This is a genomic window from Natrarchaeobaculum sulfurireducens, assembly GCF_003430825.1.
In the GTDB taxonomy this organism is placed as follows: Archaea; Halobacteriota; Halobacteria; order Halobacteriales; family Natrialbaceae; genus Natrarchaeobaculum; species Natrarchaeobaculum sulfurireducens.
This window is the reverse complement of the sequence record NZ_CP024047.1, coordinates 3,102,108-3,122,504: the sequence shown is the minus strand read 5'-3', so window position 1 is coordinate 3,122,504 and position 20,397 is coordinate 3,102,108. Positions and strand designations below refer to the sequence as shown.

The 20,397-nt window shown below is 64.3% G+C and carries 27 protein-coding genes; 14 read left to right on the top strand and 13 right to left on the bottom strand.

All coding sequences use genetic code 11. The annotated features are described in order from the left end of the window. Nucleotides 1-24: 24 nt before the first annotated feature. A complete protein-coding gene (locus AArc1_RS16520) occupies nt 25-414 on the top strand; it encodes a DUF7522 family protein (RefSeq protein WP_117365404.1) in 390 nt (129 codons plus the stop codon). On the opposite strand, the gene AArc1_RS16515 is transcribed toward AArc1_RS16520, so the two are convergent. Then, nucleotides 411-647, bottom strand: a complete 237-nt coding sequence (locus AArc1_RS16515; RefSeq protein ID WP_117365403.1) for a hypothetical protein — start codon at nt 645-647, stop codon at nt 411-413. The two genes, AArc1_RS16520 and AArc1_RS16515, sit on opposite strands and share 4 nt — an antisense overlap. A 158-nt stretch (nt 648-805) precedes the next feature. Between AArc1_RS16515 and AArc1_RS16510 the strand changes: the two genes are divergently transcribed. Beyond that, nucleotides 806-1,336, top strand: coding sequence for a DUF5813 family protein (locus tag AArc1_RS16510; protein ID WP_117365402.1), 531 nt, complete (start codon nt 806-808; stop codon nt 1,334-1,336). A 55-nt stretch (nt 1,337-1,391) separates the two neighbouring features. Here AArc1_RS16510 and AArc1_RS16505 read toward each other — a convergent pair whose 3' ends face one another. Next, nucleotides 1,392-1,622 (bottom strand): Lrp/AsnC ligand binding domain-containing protein, encoded by a 231-nt coding sequence (locus AArc1_RS16505; RefSeq protein ID WP_117365401.1) that lies wholly within the window; start codon nt 1,620-1,622, stop codon nt 1,392-1,394. Between the two features lie 121 nt (nt 1,623-1,743). Between AArc1_RS16505 and AArc1_RS16500 the strand changes: the two genes are divergently transcribed. After that, nucleotides 1,744-2,445: a potassium channel family protein gene (locus AArc1_RS16500; protein ID WP_117365400.1), complete on the top strand. Its 702-nt coding sequence runs from the start codon at nt 1,744-1,746 to the stop codon at nt 2,443-2,445. Beyond that, complete coding sequence (locus AArc1_RS16495) at nt 2,445-2,675, top strand: Lrp/AsnC family transcriptional regulator (protein WP_117365399.1); 231 nt, start codon at nt 2,445-2,447, stop codon at nt 2,673-2,675. The genes AArc1_RS16500 and AArc1_RS16495 overlap by 1 nt, the downstream gene beginning before the upstream one ends. A gap of 61 nt (nt 2,676-2,736) precedes the next feature. On the opposite strand, the gene tmk is transcribed toward AArc1_RS16495, so the two are convergent. Further along, nucleotides 2,737-3,336, bottom strand: coding sequence for a dTMP kinase (gene tmk / locus AArc1_RS16490; protein ID WP_117365398.1), 600 nt, complete (start codon nt 3,334-3,336; stop codon nt 2,737-2,739). 106 nt (nt 3,337-3,442) lie between these two features. Here tmk and AArc1_RS16485 point away from each other — a divergent pair, with 106 nt between their 5' ends. The 4 genes from AArc1_RS16485 (at nt 3,443) to AArc1_RS16470 (ending at nt 7,460) form a co-directional block, all read left to right on the top strand. Continuing rightward, the gene (locus tag AArc1_RS16485) at nt 3,443-4,363 is read left to right on the top strand and encodes a complex I NDUFA9 subunit family protein (protein ID WP_117365397.1); all 921 of its coding nucleotides are present in this window, start codon (nt 3,443-3,445) and stop codon (nt 4,361-4,363) included. 244 nt (nt 4,364-4,607) lie between these two features. Then, on the top strand, nt 4,608-5,786 hold the full coding sequence (locus AArc1_RS16480; RefSeq protein ID WP_117365396.1) for a tubulin/FtsZ family protein: 1,179 nt from the start codon (nt 4,608-4,610) through the stop codon (nt 5,784-5,786). A gap of 201 nt (nt 5,787-5,987) precedes the next feature. Continuing rightward, nucleotides 5,988-6,647, top strand: coding sequence for a 2-phospho-L-lactate guanylyltransferase (gene cofC / locus AArc1_RS16475; protein WP_117365395.1), 660 nt, complete (start codon nt 5,988-5,990; stop codon nt 6,645-6,647). Between the two features lie 84 nt (nt 6,648-6,731). Further along, nucleotides 6,732-7,460, top strand: a complete 729-nt coding sequence (locus AArc1_RS16470; protein ID WP_117365394.1) for an SDR family NAD(P)-dependent oxidoreductase — start codon at nt 6,732-6,734, stop codon at nt 7,458-7,460. 13 nt (nt 7,461-7,473) lie between these two features. Here the strand turns inward: AArc1_RS16470 and AArc1_RS16465 are convergent, their stop codons facing one another. From AArc1_RS16465 to AArc1_RS16445, 5 genes are all read right to left on the bottom strand, one after another. Beyond that, nucleotides 7,474-8,628 (bottom strand): pyridoxal phosphate-dependent aminotransferase, encoded by a 1,155-nt coding sequence (locus tag AArc1_RS16465; RefSeq protein ID WP_117365393.1) that lies wholly within the window; start codon nt 8,626-8,628, stop codon nt 7,474-7,476. 84 nt (nt 8,629-8,712) lie between these two features. Beyond that, a complete protein-coding gene (locus AArc1_RS16460) occupies nt 8,713-9,750 on the bottom strand; it encodes a dipeptide epimerase (protein ID WP_117365940.1) in 1,038 nt (345 codons plus the stop codon). 14 nt (nt 9,751-9,764) lie between these two features. Then, nucleotides 9,765-10,784: a DUF1611 domain-containing protein gene (locus AArc1_RS16455; protein WP_117365392.1), complete on the bottom strand. Its 1,020-nt coding sequence runs from the start codon at nt 10,782-10,784 to the stop codon at nt 9,765-9,767. A gap of 71 nt (nt 10,785-10,855) precedes the next feature. After that, the gene (locus AArc1_RS16450; protein WP_117365391.1) at nt 10,856-11,785 is read right to left on the bottom strand and encodes a Vms1/Ankzf1 family peptidyl-tRNA hydrolase; all 930 of its coding nucleotides are present in this window, start codon (nt 11,783-11,785) and stop codon (nt 10,856-10,858) included. A 29-nt stretch (nt 11,786-11,814) separates the two neighbouring features. After that, nucleotides 11,815-12,228 (bottom strand): DUF5802 family protein, encoded by a 414-nt coding sequence (locus AArc1_RS16445; RefSeq protein ID WP_117365390.1) that lies wholly within the window; start codon nt 12,226-12,228, stop codon nt 11,815-11,817. A 271-nt stretch (nt 12,229-12,499) separates the two neighbouring features. On the opposite strand from AArc1_RS16445, the gene AArc1_RS16440 reads away from it, so the two are divergent. Both AArc1_RS16440 and AArc1_RS16435 read left to right on the top strand, forming a co-directional pair. Further along, nucleotides 12,500-13,342: a hypothetical protein gene (locus AArc1_RS16440; RefSeq protein WP_133412293.1), complete on the top strand. Its 843-nt coding sequence runs from the start codon at nt 12,500-12,502 to the stop codon at nt 13,340-13,342. Nucleotides 13,343-13,461: 119 nt separating this feature from the next. Further along, complete coding sequence (locus AArc1_RS16435; protein WP_117365388.1) at nt 13,462-14,118, top strand: ArsR/SmtB family transcription factor; 657 nt, start codon at nt 13,462-13,464, stop codon at nt 14,116-14,118. A 132-nt stretch (nt 14,119-14,250) separates the two neighbouring features. Here AArc1_RS16435 and AArc1_RS16430 read toward each other — a convergent pair whose 3' ends face one another. After that, a complete protein-coding gene (locus tag AArc1_RS16430; protein ID WP_117365387.1) occupies nt 14,251-14,451 on the bottom strand; it encodes a DUF7835 family putative zinc beta-ribbon protein in 201 nt (66 codons plus the stop codon). Nucleotides 14,452-14,722: 271 nt separating this feature from the next. Between AArc1_RS16430 and AArc1_RS16425 the strand changes: the two genes are divergently transcribed. Next, entirely contained in the window at nt 14,723-15,262 is a 540-nt protein-coding gene (locus AArc1_RS16425; protein ID WP_117365386.1) for an HIT family protein, read from the top strand. A 72-nt stretch (nt 15,263-15,334) separates the two neighbouring features. Beyond that, on the top strand, nt 15,335-15,739 hold the full coding sequence (locus AArc1_RS16420) for a cupin domain-containing protein (RefSeq protein WP_117365385.1): 405 nt from the start codon (nt 15,335-15,337) through the stop codon (nt 15,737-15,739). Nucleotides 15,740-15,766: 27 nt separating this feature from the next. Here the strand turns inward: AArc1_RS16420 and AArc1_RS16415 are convergent, their stop codons facing one another. Next, nucleotides 15,767-16,003 carry a glutaredoxin family protein gene (locus AArc1_RS16415; RefSeq protein ID WP_117365384.1) on the bottom strand — a complete coding sequence of 79 codons (237 nt, stop codon included), beginning with the start codon at nt 16,001-16,003 and terminating at the stop codon, nt 15,767-15,769. A 104-nt stretch (nt 16,004-16,107) separates the two neighbouring features. Here AArc1_RS16415 and AArc1_RS16410 point away from each other — a divergent pair, with 104 nt between their 5' ends. After that, on the top strand, nt 16,108-16,587 hold the full coding sequence (locus AArc1_RS16410; protein ID WP_117365383.1) for a redoxin domain-containing protein: 480 nt from the start codon (nt 16,108-16,110) through the stop codon (nt 16,585-16,587). A gap of 49 nt (nt 16,588-16,636) precedes the next feature. Here the strand turns inward: AArc1_RS16410 and AArc1_RS16405 are convergent, their stop codons facing one another. From AArc1_RS16405 to AArc1_RS16395, 3 genes are all read right to left on the bottom strand, one after another. Then, complete coding sequence (locus AArc1_RS16405) at nt 16,637-17,890, bottom strand: tRNA (N(6)-L-threonylcarbamoyladenosine(37)-C(2))-methylthiotransferase (protein WP_117365382.1); 1,254 nt, start codon at nt 17,888-17,890, stop codon at nt 16,637-16,639. A gap of 81 nt (nt 17,891-17,971) precedes the next feature. Then, nucleotides 17,972-18,388, bottom strand: a complete 417-nt coding sequence (locus AArc1_RS16400) for a universal stress protein (RefSeq protein WP_117365381.1) — start codon at nt 18,386-18,388, stop codon at nt 17,972-17,974. 97 nt (nt 18,389-18,485) lie between these two features. Further along, nucleotides 18,486-19,502 carry an AI-2E family transporter gene (locus AArc1_RS16395; RefSeq protein WP_117365939.1) on the bottom strand — a complete coding sequence of 339 codons (1,017 nt, stop codon included), beginning with the start codon at nt 19,500-19,502 and terminating at the stop codon, nt 18,486-18,488. A 127-nt stretch (nt 19,503-19,629) separates the two neighbouring features. Between AArc1_RS16395 and AArc1_RS16390 the strand changes: the two genes are divergently transcribed. Next, a complete protein-coding gene (locus AArc1_RS16390) occupies nt 19,630-20,367 on the top strand; it encodes a DUF547 domain-containing protein (RefSeq protein ID WP_117365380.1) in 738 nt (245 codons plus the stop codon). The last annotated feature ends 30 nt before the right edge of the window (nt 20,368-20,397 follow it).

Below are 20,397 nucleotides of genomic sequence, written 5' to 3'. Positions count from 1 at the left end.
GCACCGCGGTTCGATCCCTCAGATATGGCGACAGGGTTACTTACGAACGAAGCGGCGGAGCAGATCGTTGCGACCTGCCGGACGGCGGTCGGTGACAGCTTACGGTCGGTCACCTACTTCACCCGCGACGACTACGAACAGGTCTACCTGCGGAGCGACCTCGAGCGCGACGCTGACCTCTCGACGTTTATCGGCCACGAGTGGCGCGGGTTCAAGACGGCCCGAACCGCTTACGAGGGATCAGAACTCGGTGAGTACAACTACACGATCCGAGTGTTCGACAACGGCTTTCTGATCCGCGTGACCAGCGAGAGCGAGGGCGTCTTCGTGACGACCGACGGCCTCACGATCAAGGACTTCGAGGAGGTCGCGACGGCCGTCGATTCGTTCCTTCAGGACCGAGCGGTCGTCTAGGCGCGGTCGCATTCGGCGTCTGTTTGCGAGTCCTCGTGATCACGTATTTGATCACCGCCAGCTCGCCGTTCGTTCTCCGTGAGGCTCTCCTTTCGTCGGCGTTTTTCCGGGCGGTGCTCCGTTCGACGACGCCTCGAGACGGTTCCGATCGGGAGGCCTGAGCCGAGCGTTCCGTCGACGCCGAGTAGCCGAGCGAACCGACGCCGTTCGGCGGCGTGTCTGTCGAGAGTCATGCCGACGGGCAACGTCGATATCGGTTGTAGTAATGGACGACGTTTTCGCTGGAAAGGATCGACTACTGCCGTGAAACGATGCCGTCTGCCCCGCCCCGAGGTGTGCTCGCTCGGCGAGCCCGAAACGCCCTTCTCTCTTAGGCCCTTCTGCTCGAGTAATGCCCGATTCTTCACTCCCCGCGGCCATCGAACGCGAACTCGAGTCTCACGAGGCGTTCGAACCGACAGACGAGGCGTACGAACTCACCACGACAGTCTTCGACGCGACCGTCACGGCCACTGACGCCGAGGGGCCCCGGGACGGTCACATCAGCGTAACTGTTTCACTGCCCACCCTCGGGGCTGCCGTCGTCGGCGATGCCGTCGCGGACATCATCGAACGCGACTGGTTCGAGACTCTCGAGCGACGCCTCGCGGACGTCTTCACCGTTGCTCACACGGACACCCACGACGAGCCAGCCGTCGACCGCACGGCCGATCAGGTTCTGGTCGTCCTCGAGTACACCGCCTGGGACGCCCGCGAGGGAGTCGAAGACGCCAAGGCACTCGTCGAGTTCGTCGAGGGCACGTTCGCCGAGGGGATCGTCCCTGGCTACGAGTACGTTGGTCCGGCCGCGACGCTGCTCGAGAACGCTCAGAGTCGCGGACAGGAGGCAGCCGATGGTGAACGCGGCGGAATGCCGCTGTGAACCGAACGTCTCTCGAGGGTGTACCAGCAGTGCATCATAGCCTACCACGGCGTCGTTAGTCCATCGCGATGTAGGTCTTCGTGTCGGTCACGCCCTCGAGCCCCTGAATGCTCGAGGAGACGGCCTTGAGGACGTCGTAGACCTCGGGTGCGTCGACCTCCGCGATGATGTCGTAGTTGCCCGCGACGATGTGGGCGGTCGAGACCGACTCGAGGTCTCTGATCGAGGCGAGCAGCCCCTCGGACTTACCAGCAGCCGTCTTGATCATGATGAACGCGTGTACCATCGGTCGACCGTGTGGTATTCTCTGACACGACTAAAGCCTTTGCCCGACTCAGTCGTCGTGTTTCACGACTGTGTGTAACACTGGCACAACCTTATTGATGGGTGGTGCCGTACCCCTTTCCATGCGGTTCGTGATTATCGGGGCTGGACGGGTTGGACTGCGCACTGCGCGTGTCCTTCGCGAGGAAGGCCACGATTTGACGCTGATCGAGCGGGACGAGGCGATGGTCAGGCGCGCTCAGCGCGAATCGTTCACCGTCGTGACGGGTGACGGCTCACGCGAGTCGATCCTCGAGGACGCCGGCGTCGAGTCGGCGGACGCAGTCGGGGCGTTGACGAGCGATCTGAACGTCAACTTCACCGCCTGCATGATCGCCACTCACTATGGCTGTCGGACGGTCATGCGCATCGACGAGGCCTATCGCGAGGAGATCTATCGGAAGTACGCCGACGAGGTCGACGAGGTCGTCTACCCCGAACGGCTGGGTGCGATCGGCGCCAAGAACGCCCTGCTGGGCGGGACGATCCGCGCCATCGCCGACGTCGCCCCGAACCTCCAGATCGTCGAACTCACGGTCACTGACGAGGCCCCGACCAACGGGTATACGATGGGCGAACTGGAGCTTCCCGCCGACGCAACCATCCTCGCACACGGCAAACGCGACCGCTCGCTCGAGATCCCGTCCCCGGACGAGTCACTCGAGATCGGCGACCGGTTGGTCGTCCTGGCTGACTTCGACGTCTTGAGCGACGTCAGACAGCTAGTGGTCGGCGAGCGTCCGACACAGGCAGCCGCGAACGCGGGCACCGGAGGTATCAACTGATGGTCACAGCATTCGTCATGGTCAAAGCGAACACGGGAGAGGCGGACCGGCTCAGAACCGAGATGGAAGCGATCGATGGCGTCGACTCGGCGCACATCGTCGCGGGCGACATCGACATTATCGCGAAGGCGCAGGTCGATACCCCCGCGGCGGTCAAAGAGATCGCCGCGACGCAGATCCAGGATATCGACGGCGTCGAGGGAACCCAGACGTACATCGCGATGGATTAGCGGCCAGCGGTTTCGCTGTGGTCGGCCGAACTGACGGGAGCGTCGCTCCCGGCCATCGTGTTCAGTCGCCGATCGCGTCGGCCAGTACGCCGTCGACTTTCTCGAACACTGCGTCTGGTTCCTGAGTCGCGTCGACGCGGACGAACCGGTCGGGGTCGCACTCGAGCAGGCGCTCGTAGTTTGCGTGGACCGACTCGAGGTAGGCGGCGCGTTCGAACTTGTTCGTCGTACCGGCGCGGTCCGCGGCCGTTTCGGGGTCGAGCTCGAGGTAAACGGTCAGATCGGGTTCGATGGTGAACGGGTCGTGAACGTCGACGACGTACTCGAGGGGATCGTCGACGGCGAGTCGGTCGTAGCCTTCGAGCGTCGCGCCCTGATAGGCAAACCGCGAGTCGGCGTAGCGATCGGAGATCACGAGGTCGCCGCGCTCGAGGGCGGGTTCGATCACCCGTGAGAGGTGGTCGGCGTGGTCGGCGGTGTACAGAAAGAGTTCGGCAAGCGGGTCGGCGTCGTCGTCGTCGATCGACCGATAGACGGCATCGCCGTACCAGGAGTCGTTCGTTGGTTCGCGGGTGAACGTCGCGTTGGGATAGCGCTCTCTGAGTGCCTCCCAGACCGTCGTTTTCCCGCTGCCGTCCAGTCCCTCGAGCGTGACCAGCATGCTCACATCTCGTGGCGAGAACTACTTAGGAGACACCATCCGAGCTGGCCGGTCACGACATTGTAAGGCGATCAGGTATATACCGCTTCGAGCACACGGTTTGGCTATGAAGATCCTCGTTGCCGGCGGCACCGGCTTCATCGGAACGAATCTGTGTGCGGAACTGGCGAGGCGCGATCACGAGGTGACGGCGCTGGCCCGATCACCGGATGCCGACGCCGTTCCAGACGGTGTCGAGACGGCAATGGGTGACGTGAGCGCGTACGACTCGATCGCCGAGACGGTCGCGGCCCACGACGCCGTCGTCAACCTCGTCTCGCTCTCACCGCTGTACCAGCCGACGGGTGCGGCCGACCACGACGCGGTCCACCTCGGCGGCACCGAGAACCTCGTTCGTGCCGCCGAAGATGGCGACGTCGACCGGTTCGTACAGATGAGCGCACTCGATGCCGATCCCGGTGGGGACACGGCATACATCCGGGCGAAAGGTCGTGCAGAACGCGTCGTCAGGAACTCGAGTCTCGAGTGGACGATCTTTCGCCCCTCCGTCGTCTTCGGTGACGGCGGCGAGTTCGTCGGTTTCACGAAGCAGTTGACGACCCCCTACGTCACTGGACTTCCCGGCGGCGGCCGAACGCGCTTTCAGCCGATCTGGGTCGGTGACCTCGTCCCGATGGTGGCCGACGCGCTCGAGGCCGACGCTCACGTCGGGGAAATCTACGAAATCGGCGGTCCGGACGTGTTCACCCTCGCGGACGTAACGCGACTCGCCTACGAAGCCGAGGGACGGTCGGTTACCGTCCTTCCCGTCCCGATGGCGCTCGCGAAGGTCGGGCTGACCGCGATCGAACCGGTTCCGTTCGTCCCGTTCGGTGGCGACCAGGCCCGATCGCTCGAGATGGACAACACCGTCTCGGATAACGACGTCACGGCGTTCGGCCGCGAGGAGTCTACCCTGCGGACGCTCGAGTCGTATCTCGGCCTCACACCGGACGGGGCGGACACGCGACAGCCCGAACGCGTCTGATCGAGCTGCGCCTCGGCGGTTGGGATCGCCTCACTCGTTTCACAGGGCCCGTGCGTCGCTCCCGCGGCCTAAAAACGTCGTTTCAACTCGTTATAAATATCGTTTATAGGTGTGGTTCGCTCAGCGGAACGTGGCGCTGTCATTCTATTTCTTCGTACATTCATTTATGAGAGAAATTCACATCATCACAAGGTTTATAACCTTGATCGCTCTGTTCCAACCCAACGGAGCCCCCTGACTAACAATGAAGCTGGCGATGATCGGATTTGGACAGGCCGGTGGGAAGATCGTCGATCGATTCCTCGATTACGACGACCGGACGAACAGCGGAATCGTCCGCGCGGCGCTCGCGGTGAACTCCGCGAAAGCAGACCTCATGGGTCTCGAGCGCATCCCACAGGAGAATCGTGTACTCATCGGCCAGGCCCGAGTAAAGGGCCATGGCGTGGGTGCAGACAACGAGCTCGGCGCGGAAATCGCCGAAGAGGACATCGACGAAGTGCAGAACGCGATCGACGCGATCCCGACCCACGAGGTCGACGCGTTCTTGATCGTCGCCGGTATGGGCGGCGGCACCGGCTCCGGTGGCGCGCCCGTTCTCGCGAAACACCTCAAGCGAATCTACACGATCCCGGTGTACGGACTCGGCGTCCTGCCGGGGACCGACGAGGGTGGCATCTACACCCTCAACGCGGCGCGATCGTTCCAGACGTTCGTCCGTGAGGTCGACAACCTGCTCGTCTTCGACAACGACTCCTGGCGACAGACCGGCGAGTCCGTCGAGAGCGGCTACGGTCAGATCAACGAGGAGATCGTCCGGCGATTCGGCATCCTCTTCGGTGCCGGTGAGGTCACCGGCAACCAGGACGTTGCAGAGAGCGTCGTCGACTCCTCTGAGATCATCAACACGCTCTCCGGTGGCGGCGTCTCGACGGTTGGCTTTGCCAGCGAGGGCGTCGAGCTCAATTCGAGCGGTGGGCTCCTCTCGCGGTTCACCGGCGACGACGGCGGCGCCGACGATCTCGACGCCGCGAACACGACGAACCGAATCACGAGCCTCGTTCGCAAGGCCGCCCTCGGACGGCTTACGCTCCCGTGTGAGATCGAAGGCACCGAGCGCGCCCTGCTCGTTGTCTCCGGACCGCCGGAGTACCTGAACCGAAAAGGCATCGAACGCGGCCGCAAGTGGCTCGAGGAGGAAACCGGCAGTATGGAGGTTCGGGGTGGCGACTATCCCCAGAAGGTGCCGGAGGTCTCGTCGGCCATCTTGCTCTCGGGCGTAACGAACGTCCCACGGATCAAGCGGCTTCAGCAGGTCGCGATCGAGGCTCAGGACAACATGGACGACATCCAGGCCGAAAGCGAAGAGAACTTAGAGGAACTCGTCGAGGACGACGAGGACGAACTCGAACCGCTGTTCTGACCACGCCCGTCGGTCGACGGGACGACCGCACGCGTGTCGGGGGGCACGAACGGTCGTGGTGGGGCCGGCCGTGACCTGGTCGGTTTACACCGGTTGCTGTCCGAGCGTCGTCTGAGACGCAGTGGACTGCACTCGGTGACTCCGCCCGGTTTGTGGCGAAGTTCGACGTATTTTTCAGCGCGTAAGGAGTTCCCACGCTAGATGCAGGTCGTCGTTCCCTTTGCCGCCGAGACACCCAAAACCCGGCTCGAGTCGGTGCTCTCGCCTGTCGAGCGATCGACGGTTGCCCGGGCGATGCTTACGGACGTCGTCTCGGCGCTCGTCGAGACGGGCCACGAGCCCACGGTGCTTTCGACTGCGTCGCTCGCCGACGCGAACGGACCGGGGCTCTCGAGCCTCCCGGCGGCGGTGACGGTCGACGACCGGCCGCTGACCGAGGCGGTCAACGCACGGCTTCCGACGTCGGCTGGCGAGACGGTTGCGGTCGTCATGGCCGACCTCGCACTGGCGACGCCGACCGCACTCGAGCGGCTGTTTTCCGCCGACGCGGACGTGGTGATCGCGCCGGGACGCGGCGGCGGGACGAACGCGCTCGTGGTTCGCCACCCCTCGTTTCGAGTCGACTACCACGGCGCGTCCTACCTCGATCACGTCCGGATCGCCCGCGAGGTCGGCGCGAGTTGTGTGTCGATCGACTCGTTCCGGCTGAGTACCGATATCGACGAACCCGGCGACCTCGTCGAGGTCTTGCTCCACGGCGACGGGCAGGCGGCTGCGACGCTCGAGGAGCTTGGGTTCGGCCTCGAGATCGACGAAGGACGGGTGGCCGTCTCTCGGTCCGGGGGAGTACGAAGGCAATAACTGTCCGGGCCGGTTCCGGGGATCGATCGATTGTGGAGTTCCTCGACCCAAACGACGAAGTCGGCCCTCGCCCGTTGTCACGGTATGCCAGCCGCAGTCGTCACCGGATCGTCGAGAGGAATTGGCAAGGCGATCGCGCTCCGATTCGCCGACGATGGATACGACGTCGCCGTGAACTATCGCTCGAGTGCTGATGCCGCAGACGCGGTCGTCGACGAGATTCGCGACCGTGGGCAAGCGGCGGTCGCCGTCGGGGCGGACGTCTCGAACGCCGACGCTGCCGCCCGACTGGTCGACGCGGCCGCCGACGCGTTCGGTGGTGTCGATCACGTCGTCAACAACGCCGGCGTCGATCAGCACGTCGTTACCGAGGATCTCGAGCCATCGGACTTCGATCGGATCATGGACGTAAATGTCAACTCCGCGTTTGCCGTCACCAAAGCGGCACTCCCCTTTCTTCACGCGTCGACGGCCGACCCGTCGGTGACGAACGTCTCGTCGATTCTCGCTCACACCGGCGCGGCAATCGAGTGTCACTACGCCGCCTCGAAGGGGGCGCTGCTCTCGCTCACCCGGAGTCACGCACGGGATTTCGCGCCCGGCATTCGAGTGAATGCGGTCGCGCCGGGGCACGTCGAGACGGACATGACCGGCGATCGGTCACCAGCCGAAAAACGCGAGGAACTGGCAGTGATTCCGGTCGACCGCTATGGTCGGCCGGACGAGATCGCCGACGCGGTGGCGTACCTGCGGGATGCGACGTTCGTCACGGGCGAGACACTGAACGTCAACGGCGGCGAACTGATGTGTTGACTCCACGATCGAATTAGTACTGTGCCAATCCGGCTTCGATCCGGTCGAACCCCTCCTCGAGGCGGTCGATAGAGTTCGCAAACGAGAGTCGGAGCCGTCCCGGAGTCGCGTCGCCGAAGCCATCGCCCGGCGCGAGCACGACGCCGTGTTCTGTGAGCAGGTATTTCGCAAGCGGGAGGCTTTCGCCGTCGATTCCCGGGTCGAGATAGGCGTAGAACGCTCCCTCGGGTCGTGGACACGAGAGCCCGTCGATCGCCTCGACGCGATCGACGACGAGGTCACGACGCCGCCTGAACTCCCGGCGCATCTCCTCGAACGGCTCCTGTGGGCCGGTGAGTGCGGCGATGGCCGCGTGCTGGGCGACGCTCGAGGCACAGGCCGTCGTCGACTCACGAACCGCGAGCACGCACTCGAGGAGGTGACGGTCGCCCGCGAGCCAGCCCAGTCGCCAGCCGGTCATCGCGTAGGCTTTCGAACAGGAGCCGACCGTGAGGACGTGGTCGGGATGGTCGGTATAGGCGGCGATCCCCGTTGGCTCGCGGTCGTAGGTGAGTCCGAGATAGACTTCGTCGGCGATCACGTACGCCCCGTGGTCGGCGGCGGCCTCGACGACGGCACGACACTCCTCGGGATCGAAGACGCGCCCGGTCGGATTCGACGGCGTCGTGAGTACGACTGCACCGGTCTCGTCGCTCATCGCGTCGATAACGCGGTCGGCCTCGAGGTCGAAATCTGATGCGGCCGGCATCGGCACTTCACGGAGCGAGCCCCCCGCGAGTATCGCCTGCGTCTCGTAGTTCGGCCAGGTCGGTCCCGGAACGAGCAGTTCCTCGCCGGGGCCGACCGTCGACAGCACCGCGAGGTGGAGCGCTTCCATCCCACCGACGGTGACGACGATCTCGTCGGGATCGTACTGGACGTCGTACTCGGTAGCCAGGACGTCACTGATCGCGCGCCGACACGCCGGCAACCCGGCGTTCGAGGTGTAGTGGGTTTCGCCGGCCCGAGCGGCGCGTGCGGCCGCGTCGACGACGTGCTCGGGCGTGTCGAAGTCGGGCTCGCCGACCTCGAGTCTGACGAGGTCGCCGTCGTGTCGCTCTGCGAGATCGAACATGACGCGGATGCTCGAGTGTTCGGCTCGAGTGACTCGCGCTGTCGGTGTGGGCATATCCCAGCATCGCAGATTCGGCGCAAAAGCGATCGGGTGGCGGAAATCGGTGCAGCCGATGCGGTCGCTGTCCCTGCCGATCGATTACCGTCTGGCGCCGGTGCCGGCTCGCTCGAGTCCCGCGAGATCGATCTCGCCGCCGGGCATGGGAACGCCCTCGTACGGGTCCTCCGCGAGCAACAACGCCCCGTCGAGGTCGACGTAGTCGAGCAACGGCGCGAGGTGACAGGCGGCGGCGATCGAGGCGTTCGACTCGGTCATACAGCCACACATCACCTGGAGGCCGTGGGCGCGGGCGGCGTGGATCATCCGTTTCGCCTCGCGTAGGCCGCCACACTTCATCAGCTTGAGGTTTGCGACGTCACAGCGGTCTGCGATCTGTGGAATATCCTCGAGCGTGATGCACGATTCGTCGGCAGCGATCGGGAGCGCCGAGCGCTCGTAGACGTACCGAAGCCCTTCGGGATCTTCGGCGGGGACGGGCTGTTCGACGAACTCGAGGTCGTACTCGGCGAGCTGGTCGATTCGTGAGACGGCCTCTCGCGGGGTCCAGGCTTCGTTTGCGTCGACGTAGAGGCGAACGTCCGGGGCGACCGACCGGATCGTCTCGACGATCTCGATGTCTCGGTCGGTACCCAGTTTGACCTTGAGCGTGTTGTAGCCGCGCTCGAGTGCGGTCTCGGTCTTTTCGCGCATCGTCTCCGTGTCGTCGAGGCCGATCGTATACGACGTCTCGAGCGTGTCGGTCGGGTCGAGTCCCCAGTAGCGGTAGAGCGGGACGTCGAGTCGTTTGGTGACCAGGTCGTGGAGTGCGATGCTGACCGCGGTGCGTGCTGCTGGGTTCCGGTTGACGGTCTCACGAATCCGGCGTTCGATCCGTCCGAGCTGGTGTGGATCGCCGATCTCCTCGACGACCGAGAGCAACTCCGGCAGCACGGCTTCGACGGTAGCTGCGGTTTCACCGTAGTGAGCCGACGGCCCGGCCCCGCCGACGCCGACGGTGCCATCCCCGTCCTCGATACGGACGGTCACGATCTCGGCGTCGGTCTGCGTCCCTCGAGTGATCGTAAAGGGGTACTCGAGCGCCAACGAGTGGCGTCTGAAACTGGATTCGAGCGTCATCGTCGTCTCACCACTCATCGCAGTGCCTCGATGATATCGTCGGTTTCGAAGCGGATGACGTCCGTCGCGGGCGCACCCAGCGTCTCGGCGTACGCATCGACGGCGTCGCGGGCGGCCACGTCGTCCTCGAGTCCGGCGGTGTTCAACGCGCCGGCGACGACTTCGGCCTCCGAGACGGGCGCAGAGAGATTCTCATAGAGGTCGACGTACGTCGGGATCGACGGCAGAGAGAACGACTCGTAGCCGTGGATCGCCTCGCGGCCGGCCTCGTGACAGAGGACGAGTTTGTCGGGCATCGAGCCGTGAAGGATGCCACAGGTGACGGCGGAGTAGGCCGGATGGACGATGCTTCCCTGGCCCTCGACGAAGAGGTAGTCGTGTTCGTCGCCGAGTTCGACGAGCATCTCTTCGACGGCACCAGCGGTGAAGTCACTGACTACGCGGTCGACCGGGTTGCCCCAGCCTTCGATCATGATTCCCGTCTGGCCGGTGGGGACGACGGCGGCGTCGAGACCGGCCTCGCGGGCGTCACGGACGAGTTCCATCGAGACGGTCATCTTCCCGACCGAACAGTCGGTGCCGACGGTCAGGATGACCTCGGCGTCGATATCGCCGGCGACGCCCTCCGCGACGGTCAGATCATCGTGGGGCTTGCGAACGTCCTGGAGTTCACAGCCGTTTTCCTCGGCCAGTCGGACGAACTCCTCGTCTTCGCTGAGGAAGTAGTGCAGGCCCGAGACGACGTCACAGCCGTACTCGAGGGCCGTGCGGACGTCTTCGCGCCAGCTCTCGTCGAAGCCGCCGCCGATAGGCGCGATGCCGATCAGCAGCGTGTCGACGGCGTCTGCATCGAGGTCGTCCATCCCGGCGACGATCGGTGCGTCCTGGACGTCCGGGACGTAATCGTTCACTCGACGGCCGTCGTTCTCACGGTCTACGACGGCGACGGCCTCGTAGTCGGCGTATCGGAGAACGCCGAGTGCGGTCTTCGCACGGCCCGGAAACTTCTCGTGGGCGAGAATTGCGACGTGCATACCCACGACATGGCTGACCGGGGACTTAAACTACTGTAGTTCGAGCCCCCTGGTAGCCCGTTACATCCCCCTCATAACACACGGAGGTCCGTCGTCCAGAACGCGTGGTGGGCGTCCTCGAGAGCCGGTTTCGGGTTCCCGGTTGCGTCGACGGCGGCCGTCGCGGCTGGCTCGAGCCCCGATTCGTCGGTGAGCGTTTCGAGGACCCCGCGCTGGCCGGCGAGGTATAGCGGCGTCGACGGCTCGTCGTCGAGGGACTCTTCGAGTGCGTCGGCACACCGATCGAGGTGGTCGTCGATCTGATCGTCGCGAATGCGCTCGAAGCGGGCCTGTGAGAACCCGCCTTTCGAGTGGCTGCCTTTGACGTCGCTTTCGAACCCGCGGTAGTCGACTCGGTCGCCACCCTCGTAGACGCCGACGGCGAACAGGTCGGCTCGGACCAGCGCGAGGACGTACCGACCGGTGGGGAGGAACCACTCGCGCTCGAGCGCGAACCGGTCGTCCCAGATGGGTTCGAGCCCGGGACGGACCGGCGGATCGAGCGCGACGGCGATCAGTCCGGCGTCGTCGACACAGCAGACACACGGTGCGGCGTCCTCGAGCAGGGCCACGCGCTCGCCCAGTACGCCTTCGAGGTCCACGCCGAGCGCGTCGACACCGGCGTCGTCGACGACTGCGGTGAGTGCGCCCTCGGCTCCCGTTCTGACCGACGCCAGTCGATCGACGATGTCGGCGAGCTCGCCGCCCCGAATTCGTTCGCGCCGTCGATACTCGAGGCCGGTTTCGTCCTCTCGACGGCGCTCGAGTTCTCCCTCGAGCTGGGCGATGCGATCCTCGAGGCGATTGATCCGCCGTTCGGCCTCCTGTCTGGCCGTCGTGGCGTCCGCTCGTCGGTCAGATTCGGCCTCATAGCGGGCTTGCAGCCGCTCGTTTTCTTCTTCGAGTTCCTCGATGCGGTCTTTGAGCGACGCACGGCCGAGCAACGCGTCGACGTCGAACATCCTGGCGAAAACGCGAAGCGAGGCTACTTTTAGGTTCCGGCGTTCGGATAGCCGTCGCCCGGGTCAGCGTCGAACCGACCGCCCGTTTCGTCTCTGGACGGCTGCCAACCACTGGCGTACTCGAGCAGCTGTCGTGCCCGCTCCCGGCGGGCGAGAAACACTTCGCGAAGCGACGGCGGATTCCGGACATCGGTTCCCTCGAGCAGCGACTCGGGGACGGCGAGCGTATTCGCCGGCACCCCTTCGTCACCGTGGACCGGGAAGTGACCGGACTCGAGTTTCATCACCAGCGGTGCGTCTAGGCGTTCGACCCCCTCGCCTGTCGCGTACACTGCTTCGTTGATGTGTTCGTGTTGATCACGGTGCATGAGTGCACGGTCGTCGTCGACCGGCATCACGTAGAGACGCCCGAGATAGTAGCTTTGCGAGAAAAGCTCGAACATGCTACCAAATACCATAGGGTGAAGACGTATAACTATTTGCAGACAGATTCATATCGTATCGCTATCAGCGTCCTCCTCGAGCGACGTGTTTCGACCGTGTCCTCGTCTGGACGGATCGCAGACGGAACGTTCGTACATCGCTCGAATCACGGAACGAAACGAAGAGAACGATTTGTAAACGCTTTCGAATTCGCTCGGTAGCTGAGACGGGTCGATGAACGATGCGAACGGAAGTTCGACTTTTTATGACGTTCGGGCTAACGACCGGATGATGACCTCGACTCGGGCCGTCGCTCTCCTCGTGATACTCGCCGTTGCCGGCGTGGCGTTCGCCCCGGCGGCGAGCGGTGCCGTCGCAACCGGAATCGGCGACGCTGACCAACCGGCCGTTGCGGACGGTGCCGCCACGAGTGAAGACGAGTCGCCGAGCGAGAACGGCTCGTCCAACGCGAGCGTCTCCGCGTTCATGCAATCGAACGCGGCCCAGGCGGAGTACACGGTCGAATCGGGGATGTTCGATGCAGCGTTCGAGAACGCAGCAAACGAGAGCCGGGCTGACGTCGTCGTCGACCGGACCGCCATTCTCGAGGATCGCGTCGACGCACTCGAGGCCGAACGTGACGAACTGCAGACCGACGGGAACCTCTCAGAACCGGAACACCAGGCCAGGCTGACCAGGTTGACGGTCGAGCTCGCATCGCTCAACCAGTCGATCGACCGGGCTGAACACCGGGCGAACGAGTCCGGCGTCGACGGGGAGCGCCTCGGTGCGTTGCGGTCGAACGCTTCCGCCCTCGCCGGACCAGACGTTGCCGAAACCGCACGTGGGCTAGCGGGTGTCGACGGCCATCCGGGTGCCAGCCCGCCAGCCGACGAGCGGTCGTCGTCCGGGCAGTCGGCCGCCCAATCCGGGGCTAACGACGACGACTCAGGTCCACCGGAGGAGCGACCGTCGGACCGTGACGTCCCGAACGAAGAGCGTGAGGGCTCGCCGACCGACGACGCCGACGAGACCGACGGAGCGGATGCTGACGAAGAGTCAAGCGCCGAACAGGCTGGCAACTCGAGTACCGATGTCGGTGGTGGCCCGCCGGACGACGCACCTGGCCAGTGATCTGGCGGTCGTCTTCCGTCGCGGTCGTCTTTCCTCGAAACCAGTCGACGACGGTCGGCAGGGAGCCGGTTGCCTGTGAGCAGACACGCTTTTCAGCGGTGAGGCTCTAGTTTCGCCCGATGGACTCCGCCGCGTTGTTGGATTTGCTGGGGAACGAGAATCGGCGGCGCATCCTCCGATTGCTCGCCCGGAAGCCCTGTTACGTTACGGAAATCTCAGAGTATCTCGGTGTGAGTCCCAAGGCTGTCATCGAGCACCTGCGAAAGCTCGAGAAGGCGGGCCTGATCGAGAGTCGAGTCGACGACCAGCGTCGCAAGTATTTCCACATCGCTCGGAACGTTCGACTCGAGGTGAACGTCTCTCCGTACGGCTATGCGAGCAAGAGCGCCTACCCGTCGAACAACAGTTTCGACATTACGACCTGTCGACACCTCTCGCTCGACGTTGCCTGGGACGAGACCGACGAACTCGACGATCTCCTTTCGACTCTCGAGGATCTGGAGCAGCTCGAAAACGAACTCTCGCTCGCCCAACGGTGGGTACAGGGACGGCTCTGTGACGTACTCGATCGCGTCTCAGAGACCGTCGGTGCCGGCCCCGAAAGCCGGATTTATGCCGACGTCCTGGCGAGTGTTCGTTCCGAACCGAAGTCGATCAGTGACCTCGGCCGGGACGTCGACGCCCCACGGGAGGTCGTCGCCGAGCTACTCGAGGTGATGGCCGACGAGGGGATCGTCCAGCGGACGGAACGTGGCTGGGAGCTGACGACCGGGTAACGTCGCTCGGTGGTCAGGCGCGTATCGCCGACCGGGACCACGATAGTGGGCCCGCATCGACGAGAAGTAGGGGGTGATTGTTGGGTTGTTATCGGTCAACCGATCGTTTCGAGTGTCTCGTTTCGATGCCGGTCAGGCGTTGTTCATCCGCTGACTCGTCCGGTGACCGCAGCGCTGGCACTCACTCACGCGGTAGGGTTCACGCGAGAACTGAGCGTTCTCTTTTTTCGTACTTTCGGTTCGAATCTGAACCGACACTTCGTGGAGCGTATCCAGCTCACACTCATCACAGTACTCAGTCAAGCCGTTAAAGGAGTCATCTGTCGTTGCCATTACCCGTCCACTTTCGATACTGTTGTCTTAAAGCCATGCTTTATTACGAGCGGTGAGTCGTCCCGGATGGTCGACAGTAAAACGCGCTAAAACCGTTCTTTATCGTTTAAAACGACTGCTCAGGACGCCACTCTTCGGGCAGAGACACCCACCCTTGCTAGCAGGGTACTATCGCCCGAGCGTGGACCGACAGCGCTCGAGCGCACCGCCCCGGACCGACCGGTTCGGTTGTTACACAATCCGTTTAGCGTCGGCTCGAGTACGCACGCGTATGGAACAGGTGTTTGCCCCGTGGCGGATCGAGTGGATCAAGCGCGCGGACAAAAACCCCGACGTCGTCGACTGCGTGTTCTGTGAACTTCCCGAACAGGACGACGATCGGGAGAACCTGATCGTCGCACGGTCCGAGCGGGCGTTCGTCATGTTGAACAACTACCCGTACAACCCGGGCCACGCGATGGTGATTCCCCGCGTTCACACGGGCGAGTATGGCGACCTCACCGACGAGCAACTGCTCGAGCACGCGCGGCTGAAACAGCGGACCTTCGATGCGCTCGAGGTCGCACTCGAACCCGACGGCTTCAACGCTGGGTTGAATCTCGGCGACGGTGCCGGCGGCTCCATCGGCGACCACCTCCACACCCACGTCGTCCCTCGCTGGCGGGGTGACACTAACTTCATGCCCGTGCTGAGCGACACCTCGGTGATCGTCGAGGCGCTGTCGGAGACCTACGAGCGCGTTCACGCGGCGTTCGCCGACCAGGAGGGCGCGACTGTTCCCGACACAGAGAGTGCGGTCGTCTTCGACTGATCGACCGGCTATCAGCAAGCCGAGCCGGCGGTCCGTACGCTTTTGTCATATTGTGTCGTGTTCACTACACGCATGGGATACGAAGTAGTTCAGACCGACGACGTGCCGACCACCGACCTCTCGAAGATCGATGAGGTGCCCCCCGACCTCGAGATCACGGCCCTCGACGAGGCTCTCGGTGCCGATCAGGTCAACTGCAAGCTCTGGTATTTCGAACCGGGTGAGGAGATCCGGTACCACGCTCACAGCCAACAGGAAGAGCTGTACTACGTACTCGAGGGCGAGTTCTCGCTGAAACTCGGCCGCTCCGGCGAGGAAGAATACGTCGAGGTCGGCCCCGGAGCGGCCTGGCTCGCCAAACCCGAGATCGGTCACGGCCACCGGAACGTCGGCGACGAGCGAGGGGTCGTGCTCGCCGTCGGTGCGCCTGCAGTCGAGGATCCCGGTCTCGATCCACACAGTCTGCGCGACGAGTGACGGAAAACGGCGCTCGTCAGACCGACGTTAGGCGTACGACCGCTCGAGGAACTCGAGTATCCGTTCGGACTCGGCCATCGTGACGCCGACGTCGTCGTCGACGATCACGGGCACCTGGCGTTGGCCGGAGACGCGTCTGACCGCGTCGCGTTTCGAGTGCAGCCCTTCGACCCAGACGCTCTCGTAGTCGACGCCGAGTTCCTCGAGTCGGTCGACGACGATCTCGCAGTACGGACAGCCCTCGAGGCGGTAGAGCGTGAGCATGTGCTGGCGTTCGACTCGCGGTGGCAAAAGGCTGGGTGGTCGGCCGTTCGACACCGAACTGCCGCCGAACGGAACTTTTTGGTTCCGGGAGACGAGGTCGGGGTATGCCACCGACGGTCGGAGAGACGGTTCCGGATTTCGAGGCGCTGTGCTGTGACGGCGAAACGTTCCGTTCGACCAGCCTCTCTGGAGTGGTCGACGACCGCGGTGCCGTCCTCATCTTCACGGGCTTTGCGTTCAGCGCGATCGCACAGAACTGGTGGAAACGGTTCGTTCGCGCCGGCTGGGACGAGTTCGACGAGGTGTCCGTCCTCGGCGTCAGCCGTGACGGCCCGTACGCCCAGAACGAGTTTCTCCGCTGGCTCGACGCTCCGGACTTTCGCTTTTTCGCCGACGTGGACGGCGTCGTGGGCGAGTCTCTCGAGTTGCTGGCCGACCGCGAGCACATGGCGGGCGTCTCGACCCCGTGGCGCTCGGCGTTCGTGATCGATCCGGACCTCGAGGTCCAGTATGCGTTCGTCGCCGACGACTGGATCTCGCCGTTACCGCAGGTCGAGATCGAAGCCGCCGTTGACCGGCTCTGAACCCGGTTGTAACACCGCTCGAGCGACGTTCGACTGGTTGCCGTCGCGTTCAGACCGGCTCGGCGAACGCGTACATCGTCTCGTGGGCGGTCACCTCGAGGTCGACGAAGTCGCCTGGTTCGAGGCCGTGATCGCTCGCGTGCTGGACGATGAGCTGTCGGTACGCGGAGTCACGACACTTCACGGAGTCGCCGACGCCCTCCTCGACGACGAGACAGTTCGGACGGGTCTCGCCGACCATCGACTCGTAGGCCTCGCCGACGAGTTCGCGCTTGAGTTTGCTCATCTCCTTCGAGCGTTCTTTCTTCAGCGTGCCGCCGAGCCCTTTCATGTCGGCAGCGTCGGTGCCCGGTCGCTTCGAGAAGCGGGTGACGTTCACCTTCTCGGGGCGCGTCTCACGGAGTAACTCGAGGGATTTTCGGTGGTCGTCGTCGGTCTCCGTCGGAAAGCCGACGATGAAGTCCGTCGACAGAGTCCAGTACTCGAGGCGTTCGTCGAAGGTGTCGACGACCTCGAGGTACTCGCCGACCTGGTGCTGGCGGCGCATGTCGCCTAAGACGTCGTTCGAACCCGACTGGACGGGGGCGTGGAGGAAGTCGTAGAGTTCGTCGTTCTCGACGAAGACGTCGGCGAGGTCCTCACGGATGCCGTGGACGCCTTTCGGGTTCGCCATGCCTACGCGCACCCGAAACTCGCCGTCGATGGCACAGATGCGCTCGAGCAGTTCGTGGAGCGTTCGTTTGCCCTGGTCCCAGCCGTAGACGCCGGTGTCCTGACCGGTGATTCGGATCTCCTTTGCGCCGGCGTGAATCAACGCTCGAGCCTTGCGGACGTTCTCTTCGATCGGCGGTGACTCGATCTTGCCGGTGGCGTGTTTGGTGATGCAGTACGAACAGTCGGACATGCACCCTCGCGCGATGGGGAGGATGCCGACGACGCCGTCGAGAACGGGCTCGGCGTCGGGCGTCGTCGTCGGACACTCCCCGTTGGTGACTGCCTGTGGGACCTCGTCCCAGTGGAGGACCTCGCCGTCGACCTCGGCGTCGGCGAACTCCTCGCCCTGCGCGAGGGCCATACAGCCAGTGATGTAGAGGTCTGCCGTCTCCGTCGCGAGTTCCTCCGCCCGCCGGAGCATGTTTCGTTCGGTCTTCTCGACGACCGTACAGGTGTTGAGGATGGCCACGTCGGCCTCGTCGGGGCCGCCGACGCGGTGGTGACCGGCGTCGCGGAGCCGCCGCTCGATCTCGCGGCTCTCGCCACGATTCGAGGTGCAGCCGTAGGTCTCGATGTGGTATCGGGCCATCCGTCTTATCACACCGTCGGGGACGGGCGGTCAAAAGCGCGACGGATCGGCGCTCGACACCGATGGCTCACCAGGGGGTCGTTATCGGACGATCGTCACCGGCACCGGCGCGCGGCGAGCGACGTTCTCAGCAACGCTGCCCAGCAACACTCGAGAGGCGCCGGACCGACCGCGACTGCCGATGATGATCCGGTCGACGTCGTTCTCGTCAGTGTACTCGACGATCTCTCGTGCCGCCTGCCCGACGACCGTCTCCGTCTCGAGGTCGACGCCGTGGTCGGCGGCCAGCGCTTCGGCGTCCTCGAGCAGCGTCTTTGCGGCCTCCCGTCGGCTCTCGATGAGCGCATCGTAGGCGTAGATCCCGCCCTCGCCGTAGACGGCGGTGCTCGGGTCGATGACGTGTACCGCGGTAATCTGCGCGTCGGGTTGTTCTTCCACCGCGTGCTCGAGTGCGGCTCGGGCCGGCTCCGAATCGTCCAGGGGTACCAACACGTGCATACTGCCCTCTTGAACCGCGAGAGGTATAAGCGCGGGGCAGATTCCCACGACTAAATGGGTCCTCGCGACCGTCGCGTCCGTCGACGCGTTTTGGGAGCTACGTTTGCTCGGTGTCGGCGAGTCGCTCGTAGTGTTCGTCGAAGACATCGACCGTCGCGAGCAGGGCACCAAGCACGACGGGGCCGAAGAACAGTCCCATGATGCCGAAGGCGTAGATGCCCCCGAGGACGCCGAGGATGATGATCGCGGGGCTGAGTTCGGCGTATCGGTCGACGACGACCGGCCGCAGGTAGTCGTCTGCGATGCCGACGACGATGGCGCTGTAGACCGCGAGGCCGACTGCGAGAATCGGTTCGCCGGTCACGACGAGATACGCAACGGCGGGTCCCCAGACGAGGAAGGCCCCGATCAGCGGCACGAGCGAGAGGATGACCATTACGAACGTCCAGAACGCGGGGTTTGGGATGCCGGTCGCGAACAGGCCGAGGCCGGCGATGACGCCTTCGACGATCGCAATGAGTACGTGGCCGGCGAGCACCGCCCACATCACTTCGTCGAGTTCGCCATAGAGGTCGTCCTGTACGTCTTCGGGCAGCGGCGTCCGCTCGCGAAGCCACGCCATCAGCGTCTCACCCTCCTTGAGCAGGTAGTAGAGGACGAACAGCGACAGTCCGAGCCCGATCAGCGTGTGCGTGAGCACGCTGAACCAGGCGGTCGTCTGCTCGATCAGGATCGTGCCGATCTGTTCGGCCGAGTCGACGACCGCCGCCGTGACGTCGACCTCGAGCCCGAGTTCTGCCTCGATCCACGCCTCGAGGTCGGCGACAGCGAGGTCGTCGGGATCGACGTCGCGGACGAGGTCGGCGGCATCTTCGGCGACGACGAGGGCGACGAGGACGAACGGGATGACACCGCCCACCGTGGCCAGTATCACCAGCGAGAACGCGGCGATGCCGGCCGGTAAGACGCGCTCGAGACGTCGCTGGAGCGGAGTAAGGACGAACGCGATGAGGATCGCCGCGAGGACGAAGCCGAGAAACGGCGTGACGAGTTGCCAGGAGAGGTAAGCGGAAATCGCAACGAGAACGAGGAGGTAACCCGTACTGCGGTTCACGTCAGCGCAGACGACGCTCGTCCCGATAAGCGTGGGGCCGACATATTCGCCAACATATCCACCTGTCGGACTGTCGGCGGGAGTCACAACACGAGTTGAAGGAACTGGTCCGCGTCTAGTCGATCGAATGGCTACGCAGCTCGATCCGGTCTCCCTCTCAGCGGATCTCCTCTACACTGTCAAGACCGAGGGTGACGCCGACTGGCTTCAGCGACAGCTAGCGACCCTCGAGCGACCGCGCCTCGAGCGCGCGCTGTCGACCCGGACCCGGAAGCTCTCGTTCTGGCTCAACTGCTACAACGCCTACGGCCACGTCCTGATGGAGGCCGACGACCGATCCCTGCTCGAGGGGAACGTCCTCGACCGCTGGACGTTCTTCGCCCGCGACCGAATTCCAGTCGGCGGCGTCTGGCTGAGCCTCAACGACCTCGAACACGGCCTCCTGCGGCGCTCGAAACATCGGTGGGGCTTTGGCTATCTCCCGCGACCGTTTCCTTCGTCTTTCGAACGGCAGTTTCGACTCCCCGAGTGTGATCCGCGCATCCACTTCGGGTTGTCTCGTGGGGGCGATACCTGTCCGCCGATCGCCATCTACTCGCCCGCGGACGTCGACGCCGACCTGGACATCGCCGTCGAGTGGTTCTTAGAGGAGAACGTCGGCTACGACGACGAGTCCGCCGCCGCGAGGATTCCTCGGCTCTTCAGACGGTACCGGGGCGACTTCGGCGGCAAACGCGGCATCGTCGAGTTCCTCCAGGAGTACAACGCCGTCCCCGCCGGCGTGACTCCCTCGCTCGAGTACGAGGCCCTGGACCGAGCCCCGGAGTTCGACACCGACCTCGAGTTCGACGATCTCCGTCCCTGACTTCGGCAAATCGGTACCACAGCCCGTCTC

Excerpts from the sequence above, each read along its gene's own strand:
- AArc1_RS16520 (WP_117365404.1), top strand. The coding sequence starts at position 25 with ATGGCGACAGGGTTACTTACGAACGAAGCGGCGGAGCAGATCGTTGCG.
- AArc1_RS16515 (WP_117365403.1), bottom strand. The coding sequence starts at position 647 with ATGACTCTCGACAGACACGCCGCCGAACGGCGTCGGTTCGCTCGGCTA.
- AArc1_RS16510 (WP_117365402.1), top strand. The coding sequence starts at position 806 with ATGCCCGATTCTTCACTCCCCGCGGCCATCGAACGCGAACTCGAGTCT.
- AArc1_RS16505 (WP_117365401.1), bottom strand. The coding sequence starts at position 1,622 with ATGGTACACGCGTTCATCATGATCAAGACGGCTGCTGGTAAGTCCGAG.
- AArc1_RS16500 (WP_117365400.1), top strand. The coding sequence starts at position 1,744 with ATGCGGTTCGTGATTATCGGGGCTGGACGGGTTGGACTGCGCACTGCG.
- AArc1_RS16495 (WP_117365399.1), top strand. The coding sequence starts at position 2,445 with ATGGTCACAGCATTCGTCATGGTCAAAGCGAACACGGGAGAGGCGGAC.
- tmk (WP_117365398.1), bottom strand. The coding sequence starts at position 3,336 with ATGCTGGTCACGCTCGAGGGACTGGACGGCAGCGGGAAAACGACGGTC.
- AArc1_RS16485 (WP_117365397.1), top strand. The coding sequence starts at position 3,443 with ATGAAGATCCTCGTTGCCGGCGGCACCGGCTTCATCGGAACGAATCTG.
- AArc1_RS16480 (WP_117365396.1), top strand. The coding sequence starts at position 4,608 with ATGAAGCTGGCGATGATCGGATTTGGACAGGCCGGTGGGAAGATCGTC.
- cofC (WP_117365395.1), top strand. The coding sequence starts at position 5,988 with ATGCAGGTCGTCGTTCCCTTTGCCGCCGAGACACCCAAAACCCGGCTC.
- AArc1_RS16470 (WP_117365394.1), top strand. The coding sequence starts at position 6,732 with ATGCCAGCCGCAGTCGTCACCGGATCGTCGAGAGGAATTGGCAAGGCG.
- AArc1_RS16465 (WP_117365393.1), bottom strand. The coding sequence starts at position 8,628 with ATGCCCACACCGACAGCGCGAGTCACTCGAGCCGAACACTCGAGCATC.
- AArc1_RS16460 (WP_117365940.1), bottom strand. The coding sequence starts at position 9,750 with ATGACGCTCGAATCCAGTTTCAGACGCCACTCGTTGGCGCTCGAGTAC.
- AArc1_RS16455 (WP_117365392.1), bottom strand. The coding sequence starts at position 10,784 with ATGCACGTCGCAATTCTCGCCCACGAGAAGTTTCCGGGCCGTGCGAAG.
- AArc1_RS16450 (WP_117365391.1), bottom strand. The coding sequence starts at position 11,785 with ATGTTCGACGTCGACGCGTTGCTCGGCCGTGCGTCGCTCAAAGACCGC.
- AArc1_RS16445 (WP_117365390.1), bottom strand. The coding sequence starts at position 12,228 with ATGTTCGAGCTTTTCTCGCAAAGCTACTATCTCGGGCGTCTCTACGTG.
- AArc1_RS16440 (WP_133412293.1), top strand. The coding sequence starts at position 12,500 with ATGACCTCGACTCGGGCCGTCGCTCTCCTCGTGATACTCGCCGTTGCC.
- AArc1_RS16435 (WP_117365388.1), top strand. The coding sequence starts at position 13,462 with ATGGACTCCGCCGCGTTGTTGGATTTGCTGGGGAACGAGAATCGGCGG.
- AArc1_RS16430 (WP_117365387.1), bottom strand. The coding sequence starts at position 14,451 with ATGGCAACGACAGATGACTCCTTTAACGGCTTGACTGAGTACTGTGAT.
- AArc1_RS16425 (WP_117365386.1), top strand. The coding sequence starts at position 14,723 with ATGGAACAGGTGTTTGCCCCGTGGCGGATCGAGTGGATCAAGCGCGCG.
- AArc1_RS16420 (WP_117365385.1), top strand. The coding sequence starts at position 15,335 with ATGGGATACGAAGTAGTTCAGACCGACGACGTGCCGACCACCGACCTC.
- AArc1_RS16415 (WP_117365384.1), bottom strand. The coding sequence starts at position 16,003 with ATGCTCACGCTCTACCGCCTCGAGGGCTGTCCGTACTGCGAGATCGTC.
- AArc1_RS16410 (WP_117365383.1), top strand. The coding sequence starts at position 16,108 with ATGCCACCGACGGTCGGAGAGACGGTTCCGGATTTCGAGGCGCTGTGC.
- AArc1_RS16405 (WP_117365382.1), bottom strand. The coding sequence starts at position 17,890 with ATGGCCCGATACCACATCGAGACCTACGGCTGCACCTCGAATCGTGGC.
- AArc1_RS16400 (WP_117365381.1), bottom strand. The coding sequence starts at position 18,388 with ATGCACGTGTTGGTACCCCTGGACGATTCGGAGCCGGCCCGAGCCGCA.
- AArc1_RS16390 (WP_117365380.1), top strand. The coding sequence starts at position 19,630 with ATGGCTACGCAGCTCGATCCGGTCTCCCTCTCAGCGGATCTCCTCTAC.